This is a genomic window from Maridesulfovibrio ferrireducens (assembly GCF_900101105.1).
Lineage (GTDB): Bacteria > Desulfobacterota > Desulfovibrionia > Desulfovibrionales > Desulfovibrionaceae > Maridesulfovibrio > Maridesulfovibrio ferrireducens.
Genome location: NZ_FNGA01000007.1, coordinates 54,447 through 79,095, shown reverse-complemented (window position 1 = coordinate 79,095; position 24,649 = coordinate 54,447). Strand labels below are relative to the sequence as shown.

21 protein-coding genes are annotated in these 24,649 nt (G+C 41.0%); 9 read left to right on the top strand and 12 right to left on the bottom strand.

What is annotated here, in order from left to right; translation table 11 throughout:
* Positions 1 to 177 precede the first annotated feature (177 nt).
* A complete protein-coding gene (gene aat, locus BLT41_RS16890) occupies positions 178 to 903 on the top strand; it encodes a leucyl/phenylalanyl-tRNA--protein transferase (RefSeq protein WP_092163321.1) in 726 nt (241 codons plus the stop codon).
* Positions 904 to 981: 78 nt separating this feature from the next.
* On the opposite strand, the gene BLT41_RS16885 is transcribed toward aat, so the two are convergent.
* Complete coding sequence (locus BLT41_RS16885; RefSeq protein ID WP_092163318.1) at positions 982 to 1,473, bottom strand: hypothetical protein; 492 nt, start codon at positions 1,471 to 1,473, stop codon at positions 982 to 984.
* A 103-nt stretch (positions 1,474 to 1,576) separates the two neighbouring features.
* On the opposite strand from BLT41_RS16885, the gene uvrB reads away from it, so the two are divergent.
* From uvrB to BLT41_RS16860, 5 genes are all read left to right on the top strand, one after another.
* Complete coding sequence (gene uvrB / locus BLT41_RS16880) at positions 1,577 to 3,583, top strand: excinuclease ABC subunit UvrB (protein WP_092163316.1); 2,007 nt, start codon at positions 1,577 to 1,579, stop codon at positions 3,581 to 3,583.
* 27 nt (positions 3,584 to 3,610) lie between these two features.
* Complete coding sequence (locus tag BLT41_RS16875; protein ID WP_092163315.1) at positions 3,611 to 4,648, top strand: potassium channel family protein; 1,038 nt, start codon at positions 3,611 to 3,613, stop codon at positions 4,646 to 4,648.
* An 82-nt stretch (positions 4,649 to 4,730) separates the two neighbouring features.
* Positions 4,731 to 6,578 carry a BRCT domain-containing protein gene (locus BLT41_RS16870; protein WP_092163313.1) on the top strand — a complete coding sequence of 616 codons (1,848 nt, stop codon included), beginning with the start codon at positions 4,731 to 4,733 and terminating at the stop codon, positions 6,576 to 6,578.
* 42 nt (positions 6,579 to 6,620) lie between these two features.
* Entirely contained in the window at positions 6,621 to 7,397 is a 777-nt protein-coding gene (gene dapB / locus BLT41_RS16865) for a 4-hydroxy-tetrahydrodipicolinate reductase (protein ID WP_092163311.1), read from the top strand.
* A gap of 149 nt (positions 7,398 to 7,546) precedes the next feature.
* Positions 7,547 to 9,412, top strand: a complete 1,866-nt coding sequence (locus BLT41_RS16860; protein WP_092163308.1) for a potassium transporter Kup — start codon at positions 7,547 to 7,549, stop codon at positions 9,410 to 9,412.
* A gap of 31 nt (positions 9,413 to 9,443) precedes the next feature.
* On the opposite strand, the gene BLT41_RS16855 is transcribed toward BLT41_RS16860, so the two are convergent.
* From BLT41_RS16855 to BLT41_RS16840, 4 genes are all read right to left on the bottom strand, one after another.
* Positions 9,444 to 9,818, bottom strand: coding sequence for an Hpt domain-containing protein (locus BLT41_RS16855; protein WP_244512321.1), 375 nt, complete (start codon positions 9,816 to 9,818; stop codon positions 9,444 to 9,446).
* Positions 9,819 to 9,830: 12 nt separating this feature from the next.
* Entirely contained in the window at positions 9,831 to 11,258 is a 1,428-nt protein-coding gene (locus BLT41_RS16850) for an RtcB family protein (protein WP_092163306.1), read from the bottom strand.
* Between the two features lie 76 nt (positions 11,259 to 11,334).
* The gene (locus BLT41_RS16845; protein WP_092163302.1) at positions 11,335 to 11,766 is read right to left on the bottom strand and encodes an ACT domain-containing protein; all 432 of its coding nucleotides are present in this window, start codon (positions 11,764 to 11,766) and stop codon (positions 11,335 to 11,337) included.
* Between the two features lie 27 nt (positions 11,767 to 11,793).
* Positions 11,794 to 13,101 carry a phenylacetate--CoA ligase family protein gene (locus BLT41_RS16840; RefSeq protein WP_092163296.1) on the bottom strand — a complete coding sequence of 436 codons (1,308 nt, stop codon included), beginning with the start codon at positions 13,099 to 13,101 and terminating at the stop codon, positions 11,794 to 11,796.
* A 455-nt stretch (positions 13,102 to 13,556) separates the two neighbouring features.
* Between BLT41_RS16840 and rsfS the strand changes: the two genes are divergently transcribed.
* From rsfS to BLT41_RS16820, 3 genes are read left to right on the top strand one after another with little or no spacing between them, the layout of a single operon-like run.
* A complete protein-coding gene (gene rsfS / locus BLT41_RS16830; protein ID WP_092163290.1) occupies positions 13,557 to 13,937 on the top strand; it encodes a ribosome silencing factor in 381 nt (126 codons plus the stop codon).
* 30 nt (positions 13,938 to 13,967) lie between these two features.
* A complete protein-coding gene (gpmI, locus tag BLT41_RS16825) occupies positions 13,968 to 15,500 on the top strand; it encodes a 2,3-bisphosphoglycerate-independent phosphoglycerate mutase (protein WP_092163287.1) in 1,533 nt (510 codons plus the stop codon).
* Positions 15,501 to 15,502: 2 nt separating this feature from the next.
* Positions 15,503 to 15,745 carry a hypothetical protein gene (locus tag BLT41_RS16820; protein ID WP_092163285.1) on the top strand — a complete coding sequence of 81 codons (243 nt, stop codon included), beginning with the start codon at positions 15,503 to 15,505 and terminating at the stop codon, positions 15,743 to 15,745.
* Positions 15,746 to 15,826: 81 nt separating this feature from the next.
* Here BLT41_RS16820 and BLT41_RS16815 read toward each other — a convergent pair whose 3' ends face one another.
* The 7 genes from BLT41_RS16815 to BLT41_RS16785 all read right to left on the bottom strand — a co-directional run bounded on the left by BLT41_RS16815 (position 15,827) and on the right by BLT41_RS16785 (position 24,066).
* A complete protein-coding gene (locus BLT41_RS16815) occupies positions 15,827 to 18,085 on the bottom strand; it encodes a carboxyl transferase domain-containing protein (protein ID WP_092163283.1) in 2,259 nt (752 codons plus the stop codon).
* A 9-nt stretch (positions 18,086 to 18,094) separates the two neighbouring features.
* The gene (locus tag BLT41_RS16810) at positions 18,095 to 19,513 is read right to left on the bottom strand and encodes a biotin carboxylase N-terminal domain-containing protein (RefSeq protein WP_092163281.1); all 1,419 of its coding nucleotides are present in this window, start codon (positions 19,511 to 19,513) and stop codon (positions 18,095 to 18,097) included.
* A gap of 413 nt (positions 19,514 to 19,926) precedes the next feature.
* A complete protein-coding gene (locus tag BLT41_RS16805) occupies positions 19,927 to 20,526 on the bottom strand; it encodes a tetratricopeptide repeat protein (protein WP_244512320.1) in 600 nt (199 codons plus the stop codon).
* A 174-nt stretch (positions 20,527 to 20,700) separates the two neighbouring features.
* On the bottom strand, positions 20,701 to 21,972 hold the full coding sequence (locus BLT41_RS16800; protein WP_092163278.1) for a Y-family DNA polymerase: 1,272 nt from the start codon (positions 21,970 to 21,972) through the stop codon (positions 20,701 to 20,703).
* The gene (locus BLT41_RS16795; RefSeq protein WP_092163274.1) at positions 21,969 to 22,409 is read right to left on the bottom strand and encodes a LexA family protein; all 441 of its coding nucleotides are present in this window, start codon (positions 22,407 to 22,409) and stop codon (positions 21,969 to 21,971) included. Before BLT41_RS16795 ends, BLT41_RS16800 begins: the two co-directional genes overlap by 4 nt.
* A 155-nt stretch (positions 22,410 to 22,564) precedes the next feature.
* Entirely contained in the window at positions 22,565 to 23,479 is a 915-nt protein-coding gene (locus tag BLT41_RS16790) for a DHH family phosphoesterase (protein ID WP_092163271.1), read from the bottom strand.
* A gap of 164 nt (positions 23,480 to 23,643) precedes the next feature.
* On the bottom strand, positions 23,644 to 24,066 hold the full coding sequence (locus BLT41_RS16785; protein WP_092163268.1) for a universal stress protein: 423 nt from the start codon (positions 24,064 to 24,066) through the stop codon (positions 23,644 to 23,646).
* Positions 24,067 to 24,649 lie beyond the last annotated feature (583 nt).

The window sequence follows — 24,649 nt, the reverse complement described above, 5'->3', positions numbered from 1 at the left end:
ATGTATTTTATAAAATAAATCATTTATGTGTTGCCTTATTTTAGAATGGGACAGTATGAATATTTAAAAGGCGGACGTTTTACGTTCGCCTTTTTTATTTGCAGGTTGAAATAATTAGATAATAGATTACAGTGAATAAAAGTTAATTTTACAATTTTATAATTTCAGGGGATTTTTATGGTTGTGTACAGGCTCATTGAGGAACCTATTTTTCCTCACCCAGATGAGGCCGAACCTGATGGACTGCTTGCGGTGGGAGGAGATTTAAGTTCGGAGAGACTTCTTTCTGCTTATGCTTCGGGAATCTTTCCATGGTATGATGAAAACTCTCCGCTTTTATGGTGGTCGCTTGACCCTCGTCTGATCTTGAATTTTGATAAATTACATGTTTCAAAACGAATGAAACGTAAAATAAAAAAGAAAGAATATCGTATTACTCTTGATACGGATTTTTTAGGAGTTATTTCTAATTGTGCATGTAAAACTCGTCCGGGGCAGGAAGGCACCTGGATTTTACAGGAAATGATAGATGCTTATGTTAAATTGCATAAACTTGGATTTGCCCACAGTGTTGAAGTTTGGAACAAGGAAGGAAAACTTGCAGGCGGACTTTATGGTGTTTCGCTTGGCAGGGTTTTTTCAGGTGAGTCCATGTTTTTTCTTGAGCCGGATGCGTCTAAGATAGGGTTTTCTTATCTGGTTCGCTATTTGGAAAACCGAGAATTTCATTTTGTGGATTGCCAGCAGCCTACCGACCATCTCAAATCTTTGGGAGCTGAAGAATTACCACGAGATGAATTCCTTGTAAGGCTTGAAGAGTCTCTTGAATATTCAGCGCTGAGGGGTAATTGGGCGTTTTTACCGGGCGAGTATGAAATAATTACGGAAAATCTTTGCAGCTAAGGTTTTTTATTTTATCAAAAAAATGGAGGTTTTCGAAAATCGAAAACCTCCATTTTTTATAATTTGTCGTTGAATAAATTAATCTTCTTCGCGTGTTTCAACAAGCGGGCGATGAGCACTAAGATTATAAAATCCTCTGAGTGTAAAAGGTAGATTGAAATGAGGTACCTTTTCAAATTTAATCAAACCGAGGTCTTTTCCTTCATCCATAGAGCAAAGAGCTGGAAGGCCGGAAGGTATTGGAAACTGCATCGGGTTGGAGTTGATTGAATCCAGTCTTGAAGAGTAATGCTCTTTAAGATAGTCAATAACCTGATTGCGTTCATCCAGCGTAAAGGACTCCATAACTATTTTACGGTCTTTTTCTGCATTCGGCACAGCATCAAGCATTGCCGGAGGTCCGAAAATGTTGTCCCATGAAATTTCGTTTTCTTCGTTTGACGACCATTCCGGTCTGAACAGGTGTACTTCAACATCACGACGTCCTTTAAAACTGCGGACGATCATTGAGACAGCATAGCCTCGTGCAATCGGAATATCACCATTCTGTATTTGAATTATAGGAATCATTGCTACCTCGTGAAATGAGTGTTTTAATGCTTTTAGTTTATTCAAGAATTTAAATATCATAACTTTTTTAGTTTAACTACACAAGTCGGGAAAAAATATCAGGATGTCAGAAAAATTTCAGCTTGTCAGCGACTTTACACTGAAAGGCGATCAGCCGGAAGCAGTCAGACAGCTTCTGGAAAACCTTAATCATGGTGTTAAAGATCAGGTTCTACTTGGTGCCACAGGTACGGGTAAAACTTTCGCAATGGCAAATGTTATCAGCGAACTAAATCGTCCTACTCTTGTAATGGCTCCCAATAAAACCTTGGCGGCTCAGCTTTTTAATGAGTTTAAAGCATTGTTTCCTCATAATGCTGTAGAATATTTTGTCAGTTATTACGACTACTACCAGCCTGAAGCATATCTTCCTCATTCTGACACTTTTATTGAAAAAGATTCATCAATTAACGATGATATTGATAAACTAAGACATTCTGCGACGCACGCACTGCTGACACGGCGCGATGTAATTATAGTTGCTTCTGTGTCGTGTATCTACGGCCTTGGTTCTCCTGAATTTTATTCGCGCATGATAATTCCGGTTGAAGAAGGGCAGGAATTTTCCATGGAAAAGCTCATGGATCGTCTGATTGAAGTTCAATACACCCGTAACGATTATGATTTTCATCGCGGAACATTCAGGGTGCGCGGCGATGTTATTGAAATTATTCCTGCTTACAGCCGGGAACAGGCTTTAAGAATTGAATTTTTCGGTGATGAAATAGAGTCTATTCAGGAAACTGATCCGCTTACTGGTGAAGTTACTGGACGCAGACGCAAAACCGTTATTTATCCGGCAAGTCACTTTGTTTCTGATAAAGATAATCTTGAGAGAGCTGTTGAAGATATCCGGGTTGAACTTTTCGATACACTCAATAATTTTAAACGTGAGAACAAACTTGTTGAGGCTCAGCGCATTGAGCAGCGAACTATGTATGATCTCGAAATGATTGAAGAGATGGGGTTTTGCAGCGGAATTGAAAACTACTCGCGTCATCTTGACGGGCGTAAAGAAGGTGACCCTCCGGCGACATTGCTTCATTATTTTCCTGACGATTTTCTCCTTTTTATGGACGAGTCTCATATTGCTGTTTCTCAGGTTGGAGCCATGTATAACGGGGACCGTTCCAGAAAAACAACTCTCGTGAACTTTGGGTTCAGACTTCCGTCGGCTCTTGATAACCGTCCGCTTTGTTTTGATGAATTTTTAGAGAAAGTAGGCCAGACTGTTTATGTGTCGGCAACTCCGGGACCGTGGGAAATCGATCGTGCGCAGGGGCTTGTCGTTGAGCAGATTATTCGCCCGACAGGACTTCTAGACCCTATTGTTGAAGTTCGTCCTTCCAAGGCGCAGATGGATGATTTGATGGCAGAATGTAAAATTCGGGAAAGTCGAAATGAACGGGTGCTGATTACAACTCTGACAAAGAGAATGTCGGAAGATTTGACAGACTATTTTAATCAAATGGGCGTTGAAGCAAAGTATCTCCACTCCGATATTGATACAATGGAGCGCATGGCTATAATTCAGTCATTGCGGGCTGGAGAGTTTACCGCCCTCGTTGGTATCAACCTGTTGAGGGAAGGTCTAGATATCCCTGAAGTTTCCTTGGTAGCAATACTGGACGCTGATAAGGAAGGTTTTTTAAGATCAAATCGCTCATTGATTCAGACCTTCGGCAGAGCTTCTCGTAATTCGGAAGGGTTGGTAATTCTCTATGCAGATAGAATCACCAATTCTATGCGGACTGCCATGGATGAAACTTCACGCAGACGTTTGAAGCAGATTGATTACAACAATGAGCATGGAATTACTCCGCAAACCATACGTAAATCACTGGATAATATGCTCGGAACTCTGTATTCTGCTAAAACTTCAGGTGAAAAAGCTAAGATTGCAGCTGAAGAACTTGCTGAGTATGGATTTGATTCTGTGAAAATTGAGAAAATGATTCGTAAGCTTGAAAAAGAAATGCGTAAATATGCAAGTGAACTTGAATTTGAAAAAGCCGCTGAGTTAAGAGACCGTATTCAGCTTTTACGTGATAAACTTATTACTCTGGGTTAACCCCCGTAAAGTTATGGACAGCCAGGAATGAAATCCAAATCCATATATGTGAGAATGCTCAATCTCAGAAGAGAATTCGGTATGTTCTGGGGACTTGCTGCTGGATTCATTTATATGACTCTGGTTTTTATAGGTGGCATTATTGGCTACATGTGGCTTGAAGGATGGAATCTTTTAAATAGTTTTTACATGGTTGTAATTACCCTTTCCACCGTTGGCTTCATGGAGGTTTTACCTCTTTCTGAAAACGGTCGAATTATGACTGCTCTACTCATTCTTGGTGGGGTCGGTGGTTTTGCCTATTTGATCGGTGCCTTTTCGCAATTACTAGTCGAAGGACGTTTGCAAGTTATTCTCGGGAGACGCAGAATGCAGAAGACAATCGGAAAATTTAAAGATCATATCATTGTCTGCGGATACGGCAGAATCGGGGCTATTGTAGTCGAAGAAGTAATGAATGAAGGGTATGATATAGTTGTCATCGAGAATAATCCCGAATTGGTAGCTCATATGGAAGCTGCGGGGATAACCTGTCTTGAGGGAGATGCCACTAAAGACGATACTTTAAAACTGGCCGGCTTAGACAGGGCAAAATCTCTTATAGCAGCTTTATCAGATGAAGCTGCTAATGTTTATGTCACTTTGATTGCCCGTCAGTTTAACTCTAAAGTTAACATTATCGCTCGCGGTAATAATAAAACCAGTATCTCACGCCTTGAATTTGCGGGAGCAGATAGGGTTGTGCTTCCGCATACAATTGGCGGGATACGCATGGCTCAATCCGTGTTGCGTCCTACAGTTACCAACTTTCTTGACATTGCAATGCGCGGAAAGATTGATCTGCAAATGGAAGAACTTTTTGTTACTGATACTTCTGAATTTGTGGGTCAGGATCTTATTGAATCTAAAATTCGTCCTCGTTTCAATTTAATCATTATTGCTATCAGAAAAAATACCGGAGAGATGGTTTTTAATCCGGGACCAAAAGAAGTTATCGAAGCCAAGGATACTCTTTTGACTGTCGGCAAACTTACCGATCTTTCAGCTATTCAAAAGATTTTATAGTTGATTGAATCAGATCATTCCGTTAAACCCCTGAAATACATTCAAATTCTTATCAAACATAATTATCAAATATTAGTATATCGTGAAAAAAACAGACGAAAAAAAAATTGCTGAGCTTGTAAAAAGGCTCGAAAAACATAACGAAGATTATCGCCGCGGCATGCCGACCATTAGCGATGCCAGATATGATGAACTGACTGAGGAACTCCGTGATCTTGCACCTGAGCATTCTTATTTAACGAAAGTAGAACCTGAAAGTTTCAGCAATAAGATCGAGATAAGGCATCCTAAGCCTATGCTTTCAACTGAAAAGGCTTACACAGTCGAAGAGCTTGAAAGGTTTGTTCAGCGAGTTAAAAAGGAAGCTAAATCGCTTGGCATTCAAACTGTTGAATACAGAATTACACCTAAACTTGATGGTCTCGCTGCCCGTGATGACGGGAATATTTTTGCTACCCGCGGTAATGGTGAAGTCGGATATGAAATTTCGAGCGCTTTTGCCAAGGGCATAATTGCTGTTGGTGGACGTGGTCAGGGTGTCGGCGAAATTGTGTGTAGTCAGGATTATTTCGACGAGCATCTTTCAGATGTATTCGAGCATCCACGCAATATGGTTGTGGGTATTGTTACCTCAGATAACGTAAATGAAGCATCAAAACAGGCTCTGCAAGACGAGGCTATCCGGTTTGTTCCTTATAGCACTTTGCCCAAAAAAGTCGTGACCAGTGAAGAGCTTGTGCGGGATGTCTGGAAGATTACAGATGAGCTTTGGGAACAGGCTGACTATCCGCTTGACGGAATGGTCGCTGAAGTTACAGATAAAAAATTGCAGGACGCTCTGGGAGCGACAGCTCATCATTACAGGTGGCAGATTGCCATTAAGAAGAAAGGTGAATCTGCTGTAACCACTGTTAATGAGATTCGCTGGCAGGTTGGTCGTATGGGCGCTGTTACTCCTGTTATGGAAGTGGAACCTGTTTCTGTTTCCGGCGCGACAATCAGTAATGTTACGGCTCATAATGCCGGAATGTTACGGGATCATTCCATAGGGAAAGGCGCAATTATCAGAATTATTCGTAGCGGTGAAGTTATTCCCAAGCTTGAAGAAGTAATAAAACCAGCTGATTCGGTTGAACTTCCTACTCGTTGCCCTTCTTGTGAGGCGGAACTTTATTGGCAGAATGATTTTTTGAAATGTCCTGATTTTAATTGTCCGGCCAGAGCTGAACAGCGTCTTGAATATTGGTTCAAAACTTTGGGAAATGCTGACTGGTTCGGTAAAAAAACTATTTCAAGACTTGTAAAAGCAGGTCGTAGCTCCCTTGAGTCTGTTTATACAATGGGAGAAGAAGACTTTAGTAAACTCGGTTTCGGCCCTGTTCAGTCTTCCAATCTGGCAGAAGCAATCTATATAAGTCGAACCAAAGAGACTGATGATTGGAGATTTTTGGCCGCATTCGGTATACCTGATTTAGGTAAGGCTGACAGCCGTAAGTTGCTTGGAAATTTTAAGCTTGAAGATATTGTTACGGTAAAACAGGCGCAACTGGCAGAGATTCATGGTTTTGGCGCGATTACCAGTTATTCTGTTACAGCTGGAATTGAGGCTATTAAAAAAACTATTCTGCATATGCTTGAATTTAATTTTAATTTGCGCCGTACCCCGCTTGAAGCTGAAACAGAGAGCATTGAAAGCCCCATTACCGGTAAGGGGATAGTCTTTACCGGAAAGATGATTCAAGGATCTCGGGAAGATATGCAGGCTATGGCCCGTAGATTGGGTGCTAATGTGCAGACATCTGTCACCGGAAAGACTAATTTTCTGGTTTGCGGAAGCAATGTTGGCGAGAAAAAAATGGAAGCCGCCCGAGCTAAGGGCGTAGAGATAATGACTGAGAGTGAATTTATGGATATAGTCAGCAAGGGCTGATAATAGGTTCCTTTTAAAACCCTAAAATTTTAGGAGCACAAAATGACTGATATAGTAATTATTGGAGCAAAAGGGCGCATGGGGGCAACTTTGGTGCGTCTTGTCCAGGAAAGCGATGAGCTGAACCTGTCGGCAGTTATGGAACGTTCAGGGTGTGAGCAGGGTCTTGATGCTCTAGGGTGTGTCTGCGGAACATCTCCTGATGAAGTTTTGGTTAAAGTTCCCGGTGCGGTTATCATTGATTTTACAGCTCCGGCGGCAACATTGCGACTTCTCGAAACTGCGTCAATTACCGGAAATCCGGTTGTTATCGGAACTACAGGTATGACTGCGGATGATTTGGTTAAAGTTGAAGAGTTCGCGAAAAAAGTTCCTGTATTCCTTGCCCCGAATATGAGTGTCGGCGTTAATGTTCTGCTTAAAATTCTGCCTGAACTTGTACGCATGTTAGGGCCTGCTTATGATATGGAAATGACTGAAATTCATCATAATAAAAAAGTTGATTCTCCAAGCGGAACAGCTCTTAAGCTGGCTGAATGTATGGCCGAAGCTCGTGGTCTTGTTTACGATGAAGTTAAAAAACATAGTCGCGACGGCATTGTCGGCGCGAGAACAAAGGATGAAATTGGTGTGATGGCTGTTCGCGGCGGAGATGTTGTCGGTGATCATACCGCTTATTTCTTCGGCCCCGGTGAACGTATAGAAGTTACACATCGTGCTCATTCCCGCGATACTTTTGCTCAGGGCGCGCTTAGAGCTGCCGCGTGGCTTGCTGATCAGAAGCCCGGAAAAGTTTACTGCATGGCTGATATTTTCTAGTCACAATTGTCTTAAAAGGTTAATAAGGTCGTATCGGTTTATCCGATGCGGCCTTTTTTTTGTTAATAAATTCAGATTAACTTTTTATATTTTAGCTAAAGTTAAATTAAAGCTTTAAGTTTTAGCGCTTGTAACCAGATTTAATAAATATGAAAAAAAAGAATAATGTTTCAAGACAGGCGGCTTTATCGATTGGGGCTCTCGGAGTTGTTTTCGGTGATATCGGAACCAGCCCTCTCTACGCCTTGAAAGCCTGCTTCAGTGGGCATCATGCAATTGCATTAACGTCTGCAAATGTGCTTGGTGTTCTTTCGCTGATTATTTGGTCTCTTTTGGTTGTCATCAGTCTCAAATATGTAACGTTTGTAATGGCTGCGGATAATAAAGGTGAAGGCGGGATATTCGCACTTTATGAGCTTGTAAGCCAGAACAAGAGCGGACGTTCAGTTTCCGTGATGCTTATAGCTACACTTATCGGAGGAGCTCTTTTGTACGGAGACGGGGTAATAACTCCCGCTATTTCTGTCCTTTCCGCTATTGAAGGGCTTGATATCGCAACCACACTGGCTCACGGTTATATTACTCATATTTCCTGTGCAATTTTGCTGATTCTTTTTACCTTTCAAAGTAGCGGGACTGATAAAATTGGGCGTTTGTTCGGCCCGGTTATGTTTGTTTGGTTCATTGTTATAGGTGCTTTCGGAGCGCTGTCGATGTTGAATAATATTGTCGTATTAGAAGCTTTCAGTCCGTTGCATGCTGTTCGTTTTTTTGCTGAAAACGGGATTGCCGGAACACTTGTTCTTGGAGCGGTTGTCCTGTGCGTTACAGGAGGAGAGGCTCTTTTTGCAGATATGGGTCATTTCGGGCGAAGACCTATCACTCTTGCATGGTATTTTGTGGCATTGCCGAGCCTGCTCTTAAATTACTTAGGGCAGGGCGCTCTGTTGATAAATAATCCAAAACTTATTGTTAATCCTTTTTTCAGTTTATTTCCAAAAACAATACTTTTACCGATAGTCGGGCTTGCCACATTGGCCGCAATTATTGCCTCACAGGCTATTATTTCAGGTGCTTTTTCACTCACGGCTCAGGCTGTACATCTAGGTTTCATACCGCGTATTCGTATTTTCCAAACTTCTGAACTTAATCCGGGGCAGGTTTATGTTGGATCTGTTAACTGGATTATGGCTGCGCTCAGTATCTTTTTAGTGATCTCGTTTAAGCATTCAGAAGAACTTGCAGGAGCTTACGGAATAGCAATTACCGGAACTATGGTTATTACAACTTACCTTTTCTGGTTTTATTTGAGAAATATTCGTAAATGGAATGTAGTTCCGGCTGCAATCTTGATCAGTTTTTTTGCGTGTTTTGATTTAGGTTTTTTTATTGTTAACTTCACTAAAATTGATGGAGGAGGATGGTTTCCTATCCTGCTGGCCTCGATTGTTGCCTATATAATGTACGTTTGGCTATGGGGCAGGGAGGAAGTTTATGATCATGTTATGGAAAGAGGGCTGCATATAACCGATCTTGAATCTGAAATTGAAAAGTATATTCTCGCAAAAATACCTGGCGAAGCCGTGTTTCTTGCCGCATCGGATTATATTCCTCATGCTTTTTTACAACATCTTAGAAGGAACAGAGTTGTACCTGAAAAACTTATTTTTTTGCAGGTTAAGACTTTAAACGAGCCATATGTTGATTCAGGACAGCGGATTTTTGTGAAAAGACTGAAAAATAATGTTTCATGGATGACTGTATCGTACGGGTTTATGGAAAAACCGAACGTGCCTGTGTCAGTTTTTCAAGCTTGGAATCAAATTGGAATTAGAAAAGAGGAGTGTAATTACTATGTTGGAAGGGTTTTTATAAAGTATGATGAAGAGCGCACAGATCATAAAATTAAAAGGAAACTTTTTATTTTCTTAAGCTCAATTTCAGATAATCCAGTTGATTATTTTAAAATACCTGAAGAGCTGGTTGTTACTATAGGTACTGGAGTCAAGTTGTAGAGGGGAATTAATTATCCAATTCTTTAATTCTTTATTTGATAAATTCGCTCATAAAGTCATAAACTGATTTCATCTCATGCTCAAGAACGAGCATGTCTTTGTAAGCTTGGTCGGTATTTCCGCCCAGTGCACTTCGTTCTAGATCGAGGCAGGCTTCTTTGACTCTGTCGGCACCCATAGTTGCTGCAGCTCCTTTTAGAGAGTGAGCCAGAAACTTTAGCTTGTCCATTTCACCCGTTTGAAGGGCGTCTCTAATTTTGTGAACCCTATTCGGTTCATCGCGAAGAAACACAGAAAAAAGTTTTTTAAGGAACTCTTTTTTGGTGGATGCCATGGATTTTAGCCAAATATCATTAATTACGTCGTTAGTTTTCATTTTAGGACGATAGGTTAAAACCAAATTCATTTCTACAAGTTTTCAGCCTTTAACACATATAATTGGCTTAAGGCGGGCGATTATTTTTGAAATTCCCGCTTGTTCAGCGACGTTTATTACTCTTTCAACATCTTTATATGCTTTTGGAGCTTCTTCCGCCAGTCCTCGTATTGATCCACTTTTAATAATAATTCCATTAAGATTGAGTCTGTCTTGAATGTTTTTTCCTTTAAAAGATTTTAATGCTTTGGTTCGGCTCATTACTCTTCCCGCACCGTGACAGGATGAGGAGAAGGAAAGCTCAGCAGAAGCTGTTGTGCCTGCCAGTATGTATGAGGAGGTTCCCATACTGCCACCGATTATTACTGGCTGGCCATATTTTTTGAATTCATGCGGAAGTTCCGGTGAGTTGGGGCCCAAAGCTCTTGTCGCTCCTTTACGATGTACATAAAGCGTTTTCATGTGACCGTTAATGAGGAATTCTTCTCGGTTGCAGGTGTTGTGGCTCACATCATAGAGAAGTTTGAGATCTGCTTTCGGTAATATGTCTGCAAAACAGTTTCTCACCAGATGGGTTATCCTCTGTCTATTGGCAAGGGCGCAATTTATGCCTGCTCCCATGGCTTTAAGGTAATCTTGTCCCAGACTTGATTTTATAGGCGCGCACGCAATGTCTTTATTCGGTAGTTTTATACCATATTTTGCAGCACTTTTGACCATGAGAGGCAAGTAATCTGTTGCTATCTGATGGCCTAAACCCCGCGAACCGCAATGTATGCTGACAAGGATTTCATTTTCGGCAATTCCGAATGCTTTTGCTGTTTGTTCATCAAAAATTTTTTCAACATATTGAACTTCAAGGTAATGATTTCCTGACCCCAGAGTTCCGAGCTGATCAATCATTCTTTGTTTTGCTTTTTTAGAAACTTTAGAAGGATCGGCCTGTCTGAAAACTCCATTGTTTTCGATGCGGCGCAAATCATCAGGAAATCCCATCTTTTGTCCGACTGCCCATGAAGCTCCGCCTGAAAGCATTTCGTCCATTTGATTGTTTGTAAGTTTTAATTTTCCGCCGACTCCTGTTCCTGAAGGTATATTTTTAAAAAGAGAATCTGCGAGTTTTTCTGAGACTTCTTTCAGGTGATGTTTCTTAAGTCCTGTGGTCAGCGTTCTTACTCCGCATGAAATATCGAAACCTACTCCTCCGGCTGAAATAACGCCTTTTTCAGGGTCAAAAGCACCGACTCCGCCGATAGGAAATCCATAACCGGAATGGGCGTCCGGCATAATGCAGACCGGGCCGACAACTCCGGGCAGAGATGCAACATCCCGCATTTGTGAAACTGTTTTGTCATCGAGAGCGTGTAGGATTTTTTCATCGGCAAAAATTACAGCATCAGTATTCATAGGGCTTATTCTTTTAATTTTCCATCTGCATGACCCTAATTTAGTGAGCAGTTCAAGATTCATTTAAATCTCCTGAAATTAAAAAAGGGCCGGGAAAAATTCCCGGCCCTTCAAGTAAATCATAATGACAGGTTGTTTGCTACAGTTTTGAAAGTTCTTCGCTGGGGATTGTCTGGATATTATTCTCAGCAAGCAGTTCAATTGCCTGATCTGTTCGATCAAAGCGAAAGATAATGACGGCATTATTGCCGGTCTGCTGAACAAATGCGTACATGTATTCAACGTTGATGCTGGCATTTCTGAGCATTTCCAGCAGGGCGTGAAGTCCTCCGGGATGATCGTCAACAACAACTGCGACAACAGTTGTTTTACCAACAGTAAATCCAGCGTCTTTCAGTGTTTTCTGAGCTTTATCAAAGTCAGAAACTATGAGTCGCAGAATGCCGAAGTCTGAAGTGTCGGCAAGGGAAAGAGCGCGGATATTAACTTTTGCTTCGCTGAGAAGTCTGGTTACTTCTGCAAGTCTTCCGGCACGATTTTCAAGGAATATAGATAGCTGATCACATTTCATAATGTACCTCGCTTTTATTGGGTTCGGTTATTGGTTCTCGTTGCGAAGGTCGACAATTCTTTTGGCTTTACCGGTCGAACGCTCAATAGAGTTAGGTTCTACCAGTTTAATCCGAGCTGTTACACCAAGGAATTCTTTGATATTTCTTTGTATCTTTCTTTCGAGGCTCTGTAAATTTTTAATTTCATCAGAGAACGCGGTTCCTGCGACTTCAACTTTGATAGTAAGAATATCAAGGTTTCCATCTCTATGGATTTCCAGCAGATAATGTGGAGACAATCCTTCGGTTTCGATGAGAATAGATTCAATCTGAGACGGGAATACATTTACGCCGCGAATGATCAACATGTCATCGCTTCTGCCTTTAACGCGTTGCATTCTTGCAAGAGTTCTGCCGCAACGACAAGGTGTGTAAGTGATTTTTGTCAGGTCGCGGGTGCGGTAACGGATGAGCGGGATGCCTTCTTTTGTGAGTGTGGTTACAACTAACTCACCGACTTCACCTGGTTTGGCCAGTTCACCTGTATCCGGATTGATAATTTCAGGAATAAAATGATCTTCCATGATATGCAGACCGTCCTGTGCTTCAGCACATTCCATTGCGACACCGGGCCCCATTATTTCAGAAAGTCCGTAGATATCAAGAGCTTTGATATCAAGCTTATCTTCGATCTCTCTGCGCATGGATTCGGTCCATGGTTCCGCTCCGAAAATACCTACTTTAAGTGGTAATTCTCTGAAATCGATACCCATCTCTTTTCCTGTTTCGTACAAGTAAAGAGCATAAGAAGGGGTGCAGCAAATTGCTGTTGCACCGAAATCTTTAAGAAGCATAATCTGGCGTCTTGTTCCGCCGCCGGAAATAGGAATGATCGTTGCTCCGAGAGCTTCTGCTCCGTAATGTACGCCGAGTCCTCCGGTGAATAACCCATATCCATAAGCATTATGAATGATGTCTTCGGGAGTTGCTCCCGCCATCGCGAACGCGCGAGCCATCAAACCCGCCCAGTTTGCAATGTCGCGTTTGGTGTAGCCCACGACAGTCGCTTTCCCGGTGGTTCCTGAGGATGAATGAATCCTTACAATGTTTTCACGGGATACCGCGAACAATCCGAAAGGATAATGATTGCGCAGATCCTGTTTTTCGGTAAAAGGCAATTTCTGAAGGTCGGAAAGGGAATTGATATCATCGGGTGTAATTCCGAGTTCTTTAAACTTTTTTGTATAGAAAGGGACATTGGCATAAACGCGTTCACAAAGTTGTTTCAAACGTTTAAGTTGAAGTGCTTCCAATTCTTCTCTAGGCATTGTTTCTTTATCTATATCGAAGATCATTAATTGCCTCCACTCCTGTTTACTCCTTAGTATAAAAGGAGATCTATGTGAAAAAAAAGAGCCACAGGGGTGTACCCATGGCCCTGAAAGTTTTATTATTGCTTATCTCCGTAACCAAAAATTGGCTATTAGTCATTTTCGAAAAAGATGAATCTAAAAAGAAAAAAACTGAGATTAAGCCTGCTTGCTTATATCTCATAAGTAGTCACTCGCAGTCAAGTTTGAATGTGCGGTATCTTATTTTCAGTGTTTTTGATGGTATTGATTGCGTACCGGGCATAAATTCTCTATATAATCATATTGTAGGTTAAATACTGTGAGTGGGACTGTGCATGGTTGTTCATGACGGATGAATATCGCGCAGGGGATTTAAAACCCTATATCCTGTTTTTCGCAGTTTCTTCAAAGTGCGTTCCTTTGTTTAAGGGGGCGCCGAGTTAATAAAATATAAAAGAATGAAAACTAAAAGTAAAAAATTTAAAGAGATCGAGACTCAGGACAAACTTCAGCTTGTTGCAGAATGGCTGGATGAAAAACAAGCAATTGACCTTATAGCCATTGATGTAACCGGGATTTGCCCGATTTCAGAAATCGTAATGGTTGTCAGTGCTAAAGGTATTCGTCACGCTCAGTCATTGGCTGATAACACTCTCGAGAAGCTTTCAACTGGAAATATTGAGTATCTTGGAATGGAAGGTTACCAGACCGGAGATTGGATTCTTCTCGATTTGAACGATATTATCATCCATATTTTCCAGGAAGATAATCGCGGTTTTTATAATGTTGAAGGATTGTGGTCCGAAGGGACTAAAATTGAATTGGATATTAACCGGTAGGCCATAAGCCTCCGTTTTGAGGTCTATATCATGTCAGAGCAGTCCGGTTCTCCCACAGTTCTCCTTATTCTAGACGGGTGGGGAATTGCCCCGGCTGGTAAAGGTAATGCTGTGCAGCTTGCCAATACTCCGGTTTTGGACAGTCTTTTTAAGACTTATCCTAATACGCATCTCAAATGTTCTGGTAGAGCTGTCGGTTTACCTGATGGTTTTATGGGGAATTCTGAAGTTGGTCATACCAACATCGGAGCCGGACGCGTTGTTTATCAGGACATGACTCGGATTGATATTGATATTGAAAAAGAAAAATTCGCTACGAATGATGCGATATGCGATTTAATTGATAATGTGAAAGCCTCCGGTGGGCGTCTCCATTTTATGGGGCTGCTTTCGGATGGTGGAGTGCATTCACATATCAATCATCTTTTTGCTTTGCTTAAAGTAGTTAAGGATGCCGGAGTAAGTGAAGTGTTCGTCCATGCTTTTATGGATGGACGAGATACTTCGCCTACTAAAGGTAAAGAATATATGCGCCAACTGGTTGATAAGATGAATGAAATCGGAATCGGGAAGGTTGCGACCATCTCGGGCCGATATTATTCAATGGATCGCGATAAGCATTATGAACGGAATGAAATTTCCTATCGCGCTTTGGTTCTCGGCGAAGGCGTCGAGGCTTTTGATCCGGTTAAAGCGATTGAAGATGCCTACGAAGCAGGTGAAACTGATGAGTTCATTAAGCCGCGAGTTCTCGTTGAAACTGATGGGCTGATGCTTGATGAAGATGGTGTTTTCTTTTTTAATTTCCGGGCAGACCGCGCTCGTCAGATGTGCAGGATTTTAAACGACGAAGATTTTAATGAATTTGAACGTCCTGTTGTTCCTGCTTTTAGCGACTTCGTGACCATGACTCGTTACGAAGGCGATTTTCCTTTTCCCGTAGCCTTTCCTCCGCAAAATATTACTAATCCTATTGGGGAAGTAATTTCGAATGCAGGACTCAAACAGTTGAGAATTGCTGAAACGGAAAAATATGCACATGTTACATATTTTATGAATGGCGGAAGGGAAGAACCTTTCCCGAATGAGGATAGAATCCTTGTTCCTTCGCCCCGTGAAGTGGCTACATACGATCAGAAACCGCAGATGAGCGCCGAAGAAGTTACTGAAAAACTTATTAACGTTCTGCCGGATTATTCTTTGTGTATCTGCAACCTTGCCAATCTGGACATGGTTGGACATTCTGGAATAATCCCTGCGGCTATTTTAGCCTGTGAAACTGTTGATGCCTGCGTAGCTAAAATTATTGAAGCCGTTACAAAGCTTGGCGGGCAGGTTTTTCTGACTGCTGATCATGGTAATGCGGAAGAGATGATTGACGCTGACGGCGGACCTCAGACAGCCCACAGTTTGAATGAAGTTCCTTTAATTTTCATAGGTGACGTCTTTAAAGGGCGAACTCCTTCTTCCGGAGCATTGTGTGATATAGCTCCTACCATTCTGAATTTAATGGGCATTCCTGTTCCAAAGGAAATGACCGGTAAAAATCTTATTGAGAGTTAAAAATGTCTGAATCTGGAAAACCGTTATCTCCTGTCCGCCCAAGCGGGATGGAAATAATTTTTCTATATCCCTGTCCTTTTTGTGAAAGATCTGTTCCCTTTGTTGCTCCTACACGGCCTGTTATGGTTCAGTGTGATTCGTGCCGTAAGAACTTTCCAATTGTTCCGGTCGATGAAAAACTAGTCAGGTTTTACAAAACTATGCTCGCAAATGGGCATGCTGCAATCGATCCTGATTTTTTCTAGTCGATCACTTTAAAAATAATAAAAAAAAGCCTCTTTCTGCTAAGCAGAAAGAGGCTTTTTGATTTTGTTCGGGGATGCTTATTATCTGTAATACAGGTTTCTTCCACCAACGGTAAGAAAAGCCTGATGCAGATTTCTGCGGATGTCTCTGCGGTCCCAGATGTCTTGAATATGACCACGGGAGAGAGCGTTGTAAGCGGAATGGTAATCCGGTGGAATGTCGAGCCCTGTAGTTTCTTTAATAACTCCGGGACCTGCAAAACCGAGACGGGATGAACGAACTGCATACTGATATGGTGAACAGCCTAGGAAACTGGCTACAGGTCCTGCGTATGAGTTTGTATCATATAAAACGATATAGAGTCCGCCTGATTCAATGTAACGGCGTACTGCGAGAGTACAGCGCGGCATTTGGATCAGTCCGTTTGTTCCTTCCTGAATCCTGATTCCGGCAGTTCCGTGAACATAGGCCAGAAATGGATATCTTTTTTTACCGGCAAGTTCGAGGGCGCGAATAAACTTTTCACCTTCCGCAGCGCCGACTGATCCACCTCTAAAAGGGGCGACAAGTGTAGCGCAGGTGACTTTGGTGTGTTTAATATGACCTTCAAAAGTAATACAACCACTCTGTAGTCCGGTTTTTTCTTTCGCCGCGTCCAGCCTGTTCTGATAGTTAGGAAAGTTGGTCGGGTTGGATGCACAAATTGATTTATTGAATTCGCGCACAGTTCCCCAGTCAAATACATTGGCAAGATACCAACGGTATTCCATAGGGAAGTGATGGCCGCAAGTAGGACAGACCCCGCCGAATTCGTCAAACAGATCACGTGACCATATTTCAAGGCAGCCGTCTTTTTCAGCATTAGGGCAGGTTATTTCCCTGTCTTCTGAAGCTCTGGGGCTGACAAAATGTCTATAATCTGCTGGTGGAATATCGTCATCTTTCTGTGCAGAAAGTTTTGTCAAAGCAAATTCGACTTCGGAGCTTTCCTTGGTGGAAAATCCGACTTTGCCTATAACTCGTTGTTTCAATTGGTCAACTTTATTAGTTATGACATGAAGTTCGTCTTTAGTTTCTTCAACAAATCTTTGAAGTTTGGATTGGTATTTTCTTATTAAATCATAGCGGATAGTGGAATAAGCAGCAGCCATAGCATCCACTTTCGCAGAATTGATTTTTTCTACCAGAGTTCTTTTATCTTCGTAGGCATCTTGAGCCATGCGACGGTATTTTTTATATCTCTTCCACAGCAAGCGGTCTTTTTCATTGCTGTTGATAGACCAGCGTACAAATACAGATTCATCCGTCAGTTCTTTTTTATTACGGCTTTTAATTGCTACGCCACGAAACGGACTGAGGCCTTTCACGCTTAAAACTACTTCATCAGTGGCTCTGATAACTTCAGCTCTGATAGTTTTATAAAATTCAAAATGTTCAGGGCGGGAACCTAATGCGGGTTCCTTGATAATACCGTCGATGTAACCGAATCCGAGGTTGTCTTTCGCAGTAATGCGCTGATTTTTGGCGCAAGACTCGATCAACTCAGTCGGGGCACGTTGTCCACCGCGAAGCCTTCCTTCGATTGCAGCCGCACCCTCAGGGGATATAACCGAGTAATAACCGTGGGAAAGCATTAGGCGTTTATCTGCCATAGCAATGGCTTCTGCGCCGCCTGATCCACCCTCTGAAATAACGGAGATGATCGGAACATCCAATCCGCACATTTCATAGATGTTTTCAGCAATTTGCTGAGCAGCACCCGGGTAGTCTTCAATCGGGAATGAACCGGGAGTAAATACATAGGTATGGATGGGAATATTTTCGCGGGCAGCGACTTTCATATAGCGAAGTGCGTTAGCATTTCCCCAAGGTTTGATACAGCCACCGTTACGGAATTCCTGTCCGTGTCCTTTTTCCTGTCCGACTACCATGACGGGCTGATTATGCACTTTTTTGCCAATTCTTCTAGAGATGTAGGCTCGCGCAATAACCATACCGGGGTCGATGCTCATGTCATCCTTGCCGCCGACAACAGTGTAGTTGTCATAAACATTTTCAAGAATATCTTTAAGACAGATTCTTTCGGAATGACGAACAATACGGACTTTATCCATGGGAGTAAGGGTATTATCAATATCCTTTTCCAGAACAGCGAGGCTTTCAGCTACGGTGTTAAGTTTATCCCACAGTTCTTCCTGAGTCAGATTAATATTTCGATCTAGGAAGGTGTCAAGCTTTTGGGCAAAAGCAGTAAGGCGTCTATCCTCGGTGTCTCCGAGGATGTCGCGCGCATACTGGACCCGCTTGATTAATCCATCCAGTTTTTTTTCTATATCCATAATGTATAATTAGAATTCCAGTAGATTGTTTGTTTTCTTGGCCAGAAACTTCAGGTTGGACTTAAGTGAAATGTTCTTTCTGTCCTTTCCTGTCAGTACGAATTCATTAAGGAATTCGTGTCCGCGTTTTTTGGCTTCGTTCAGGTCTTTTCCCCAAATAATGGCTAGAGCCAGATTCGGGTCAAATTCGGTAGGGATCTGATAGGGCAGTTCTTTAGGAATATGAGTGTGCATTTTGAGCCACGGATGTTCTTTCCAATGAAGTTCTTCAATTTCTCCAGCCCAAGGAGAGAACTTGTCATCGGTGTCTTCTGCGATAATTCTATATTCAATCCCGACACCGTTAAGTGTTATGTCGTCTTGTGTGTAGCCGAGTTCTTCTCCAAGTGCGAGTCTGATCTGTTCTTTGATCAAATTCACATTAGAGTCACCGTTAATACTTGAAATCTCAGCTGAAACACCATTTTCAACCTGAATACGAGTATTTACTTCCATAAGGAAAGGGTCTCCCTTTGGAGTTACAATCCATTCCCATGTGCCTACGCTGTCATAGTTGATTTCGTGAGCCATACTTAATGAATGGGCAACAATATCTTCAATAACTTTTTGAGCGTCAAAGGAATAGGTCATGCCTTCCGGGAAGAATCCTGGAGCTACTTCGATTCTTTTCTGTCTGCCGGGGCTTTGCACCGAACAGTTTCTGGTGCCGAAGTGGACGTGATGTTTACCGGATTTTTCAGAAACAATCTGTACTTCAAGGTGGTTGAAGTTGAATATGCGCTGTTCAATAAGAACACCTTCATCATTAAAGGTACGCAGTGAGTAGTTTCTGATTTGACGGTAAACTTGGCGGAATTCTTCGATGCTGTAGACTTCATCGATTCCCATTCCACCGCCGCCTGCTGACGCTTTAACAAGAACTACAGGGCTTTTAACACCTTGTTCGTTTTGGAATTCAAATAAATTAGAAGCAATTTCTTCTGCTTCTAGTTCATCGTAAATGGCCCGGTCAGAACCGGGAATTGTAGGTACATCAAGTTTTCTGGCTAAACGTTTGGTGTTAATCTTGTCACCAAGATCACGAATAACCCGCCATGAAGGGCCGATGAAAATCATTGGCCTGTCTCTTTCTGTTACTCTGCGGGCAAAACGGTAGTTTTCAGAGAAAAAACCGTAACCCGGGTGAACCGCTGTACAAAGCGTTTCATCCGCAACAGAAAGAATATCACCGGCATCGTTGTAGGATCTGATTTTGTAAAGTGATTCTTCCCCGCCGAGCTCTCTTGCAAGAGTGACATGTCCAGAATCTTTATCCTCAGTCGTGTATACACTGACAAAATCGAGATCGAGATCTTTACATGCCTGCATGATACGCACGGCAATCTCGCCTCTGTTTGCAATTAATATTTTATCTTTTTGAGATTTCAAAGCGACTCTCCTGAGTCTTGCGAGTTTGTTCGATATATTAAGGTGAATAAACCTATTTTTTTTTAAAAATACGCAATCTTTTTAAGCCAAATGGTGAACCTGTCAAGTTAAATGAAACTAACGCTTACGAAGGTATAATTTTATTTAGGTTAAGATTTACAAAAAATACAAGTAATTATAGCTCGTTATCCAGTTGGATAACAATAAAGATGCTTGATTTTCTAAATTCTATCAGTTTTGCAGTCTGTTATTGTTTTAAGCAAGGTTGCCATATTAAACTACTATAGGTTGATCTGATAAAACAAAGACAGCCTGTCGTCAAATTTGTAAAAATCTTCGCAAGGGGTGTTTTTTCAAAAAAAAATCCCGCACTCTTTTAAAGGGTGCGGGATTTTAAGGTGTTAATAATAATCTTACATAATGTCGAACATATCTAATAGGCTTGATTCATTATCTTTTGCAGTTTTAGAACTTTCTCTGGCTTTAATGGTGTCTTCCATTATTTTGGAAACAGAAACAACTTCATGTCCTTCCGGAAGAGGTAATTCTGCTACAAATCTTTCAGTATCATTTAGTTTTTGAGGACTAAACTTTTCTTGATACACTGACATTCTAGTATAGATAGTAATGTGCTCAAGAGCTTTTTCAGGCTGACCGAGCTCTTTATAGGCGCGGGCCAGTTTTCTGTGTGCAAGTCTTTCTTGACCTTCATCAAGATTCATTTCGAATCCTTTGAGGATGATATCGACTGCTTCCTGATTTTTACCTTCACGAAGGTAACAGTCTCCGAGCATTATGTAGCTGGGACCGAATTCGGGGTTGGCATCAAGAGCCTTCTTAAAATAGGTCGCTGCGGATTCGTCGCAGTTAAGCATGAACGCGACAGTTCCTGTCTGATGAAGGCCGGCAGCCTCCTCTTTTGTTCCGCATCCTGTGAGAAGGATGGCAAGAATCAGGGGGGCGCCCATAAGTTTGACGGTTTTTATTAGCCGGGCAGATGAATTATTCATCATATATAGGATTATTCCTTTTTTACGAAAAATGGTTTCAGTAGCTTTTCACTTCTTTTTTGTTCATGCCCTAATCTTTTGGAATGAGCAAGTTTTAGCATATATGGGGAGCAGTGCAAAAGTAATGTTCTGTTGATCTCTGAATTGGTAAGAAGCATGCTGTAAGGTTGGAATATATTATTTTATTTCAGGAAGTTCCGTCCAGCATGTAGTATAATCTGGAGATTTAAAATTTCTGCTCATCTGCCAAGATTGATTAATTCCTTCTGAAGCATAGTTCAAAGTTCCTTTGCCGAATCTGGTGTTTGCAGCATCCAGAATTTTCATTAGATTATTTTGCTTTTCGTTTCTGATATTATTTGTAAGCTCTAAAAGATTTGCCTGCCGATTACTTTTATTAATGATATCCAACAGAACTACTCCTGTTTTTTTAAATCGGTATCCGGTCTTGTAAATTGATCTAAGGCTTTTGATAGCGGCTGAAATAAGTTCAGGGGTGTAGTCCGTTGCTATTTGAAATTTTATTGTTGCGGAATTTGAGTATTGCGGAAGGGTATTGTGTGGATTGGTTTCAATAAAAACCATTATTCCTCCGGCAAGAGATTGCTGTTTTCTTAATTTTTCAGCAGCTCTGGTCACGTAAGATGCAACGGATTCTTCCAGCTCAGGCAAACTTAAAACGGGTTTTCCGAAAGATCTGGAGGTAACAATGGTTTTCTTTGTGGGCTGAGATTTATCTAAAGTGAAACAGGGGATACCGCGCAATTCCATTGCTGTCTGCAGTCCCGTAACTGTCAGATTTTTTTTAATCCATAAGTCGGGCAGTTCTTTAAAAAGATACGCATTTGTAATGTTACGATCTGATAATTTTTTACCGTTTTTTCTGCCGATCCCCCAAATGTCATTCACTGGAATCTGCTTTAGAAAATCTTCGTTTTTATGCGTGTCGCAAAGTTCGAATACACCGTTTGTCCATTTTTCTTTTTTAGCAAATTTATTGGCAGCCTTAGCAAGGGTTTTTGTAATTCCGAAACCTACTGATACGGGGATTCCTGTCCACTTTAAGACTTTTTGTCTTATTTTTTGTCCTATTTCATTTAGATTTTTTAAATCCTCCCCGGAAAACTCCAGAAACGATTCATCTATAGAATAGACTTCCATTGAGGATGCAAAGGTTGAAAGAGTGTTAACAACTCGTTGCGACATATCTCCATAGAGTGCGTAGTTTGATGAGAATACGCGTACTCCGTGTTTTTCAAAAAAAGTTTTATATTTGAATGCAGGCGCTCCCATAGGAACTCCAATAGTTTTTGCTTCTTGTGAACGTGCGATAACACAGCCGTCATTGTTTGATAAAACTACGGTCGGAGTGTTCTGCAATGACGGGATAAAAACTCGTTCACATGAAACATAGAAATTGTTGCAATCAACCAGAGCTAAAATTTTCATGATCCAGCTTTATGAATGATGTAAGTTACAACTCCCCATATTTCGAAAGATGTTTCTTCAGTTACTTCCAATGCTGGGTAATCTTTATTTTCAGGCATGAGGAATAATTTATTTCTCGTCTGCTTCAGTCTTTTGACCGTTAACTCTCCATTATATACTGCAATTACTATGGAATTATTAATTGCGTCCAAAGCTCTATCTACAATCAGTATATCTCCAGATTCAATGTTTGCGTCCTGCATAGAGTCTCCGTATGCGCGGACGAAAAAAGTTGCGGCAGGGTGGTTGATAAGGTGTTCATTCAAGTCCATTTTTTTATCGATATAATCATCGGCCGGAGATGGGAATCCGGCGGCGACTTCCGATAGAAAAAAAGGAAGCGCGGTCTTATTTTTTATTTCAGGAAGAAAAAAATCAGTACTTTTTATATAATTCATAAGGATTAAAGGTTCTCGTTTTTTTGTTTTCTAAAATTAAAAGATGTGTACTTATTATTAACAAAAAGTGCGAATTGTCAATCTTAACTAAACTCTGAGACCAAAAAAAGAGCCGTCAATTATGGCGGCTCTATGTGTAATTAATTTAGCAGTGACTACTTATTCATAAATTTCGCGATCAGTTCTCCGAGAACTGCATCAGCCTGATCGTGGGGGACCTGACATGTTCCAACTTGCTTGTGGCCACCACCGCCGTATTCCAGAAGTGTGCTACCCACATCAACTTTACAGGTGCGCTTAATAATACTGTACCCGATAGAAAATACTGTGTTTTGTTTCAGTTTACCCCAGATAATCTGAATACTTACATCACACTGTGGGAACATCGAGTATACTGTAAATCTGTTACCTGGATAAATTTCATCTTGTTCACGAAGGTCTAATATCAAAACATTTGCAAAGACTTCTGCTCTGGCTACGAGCATCTCCCGGAATTGTTGATCTCTTTCAAGGTAAAGATCTATACGTTCTTTAACATCTGGCAGTTCAAGAATTTCGGTAATGTTAAGAGTCCGGCAATATTCGATTAAGTTTTCCATCAACTGATAGTTACTTACATTGAAATGTCTGTATCGTCCCAGTCCTGTTCTCGGGTCCATAATGAAACCGAGCATGATCCATCCGATTGGGTTTTCGACTTCTTCAGCTGTCAGATCACCACTATCTACTTTATCAACATAGTATAGCATTTCGTCGAATTTATCGTCGAATTTTTCATGTCCGCCGAAGTATTCCCAGATGACTCTTGCAGCACTTTTTGCTTTTCTGGACATTCCCTGAAAATCAAGATCCATTCCAAGTCGCTCTTCTTCACTGGAATGGTGGTCAAACCAGTATCCGCAACCTTCGATATACGGAACGTTTGCAACGATGTCGTTGGGGTCTCCGGGGTATTTGCCGTCCTGAACATCTTTAGGATGGACAAACATCCAGTTATCCATAATTCCGATATCTGTTAGAAGGACTGCACAAGCTAAACCGTCAAAGTCAGATCTTGTCAAAAGCCGCATGCACCTCTCCCTGTGGGTTAGGAAAATATAATTAAATTTTAGTCAGAGATTCAAGTTAAATAGATTATTTTTATTAAATTAAATTAAAAATTATTTAATTACAATCTGATTTTTAGGAGAAAAAAATACATTTAAAAAATAACTGTGTTTAATCGTTAGTGAAGCTATTTTATTATTAAAACAGGGCAATGCGCGGTGTTCAGCACTTTATGTGTAACACTACCAATGAGTAATCCCTCTAGATCTGATTTTCCTTTTGATCCCATTATAATCAAGTCGCATTTTTCAGTTTCTGAGACTGTTATGATTGAGTTAGTTGTATCTCCGCCAATAGTTTTATCACTAAGTGATATTTTTTCCGCCTGAGGGGCGTCCATGTATTTTTGAAGAATAGCGTAAGAGTTACGGGTTGCTGTGTCTATAGCTTTTTGAAAATTAGGTTCACCCAGTCCGGATGGAACAGGAGGGTGGCAGTGTAACAGGATTACTTTCGCTTCGCACATTTCGGCCAGCTCAAAGCCATATTTTACAGCGTTGTCTGAGTGTATTGAGCCGTCAACAGGGATTAATATTTTTGAAAAAATCATGCTTACTGTCCTCCTATAATTTTTTATACATTACTTGAACCTTGAGTGAGGCGCAACCCGGTTAAGACGTTAATAATTACTTTATAATTTTAAATCCGTAGTTTGTAAGTCGACAATATATAGATCTAGGTTGAATGATCAATCAGTGCTTTTTTAAGGCTATAAATTGTATTTTTATTATATATATTTAAGTTTTTATATGATGTAAGCTGTCTAATTGTATTTTATTAGTCAGGTATAAATAGGGTTTATGTGAAAAAAGTATTTTGTTAAATATTTTTTTACAATTTGTTGACAAAAATAAAAACTGAACGTAGATATTGTCTCAGTTGATGCCGATCAAGATTGATCTGAGCGGATTGTGCAAGGTTTGATGTTGTCTTTTGCAGCTGTAGAATTCCTTCAATTAAGACTGTAGGGGTCTTGACATGGAGTGTGAATGGCGGCGGCAAAAAAAGTAGAAATTTTCTACCGCATTTTACAATGTGAAATAGCTTGGATACAACCTTAAAATGCGACCGCATCGTATTTTAAAGTTGTCAGGCATTGATTAGATCATTTAAATATCACTGTTTAGTTAAGA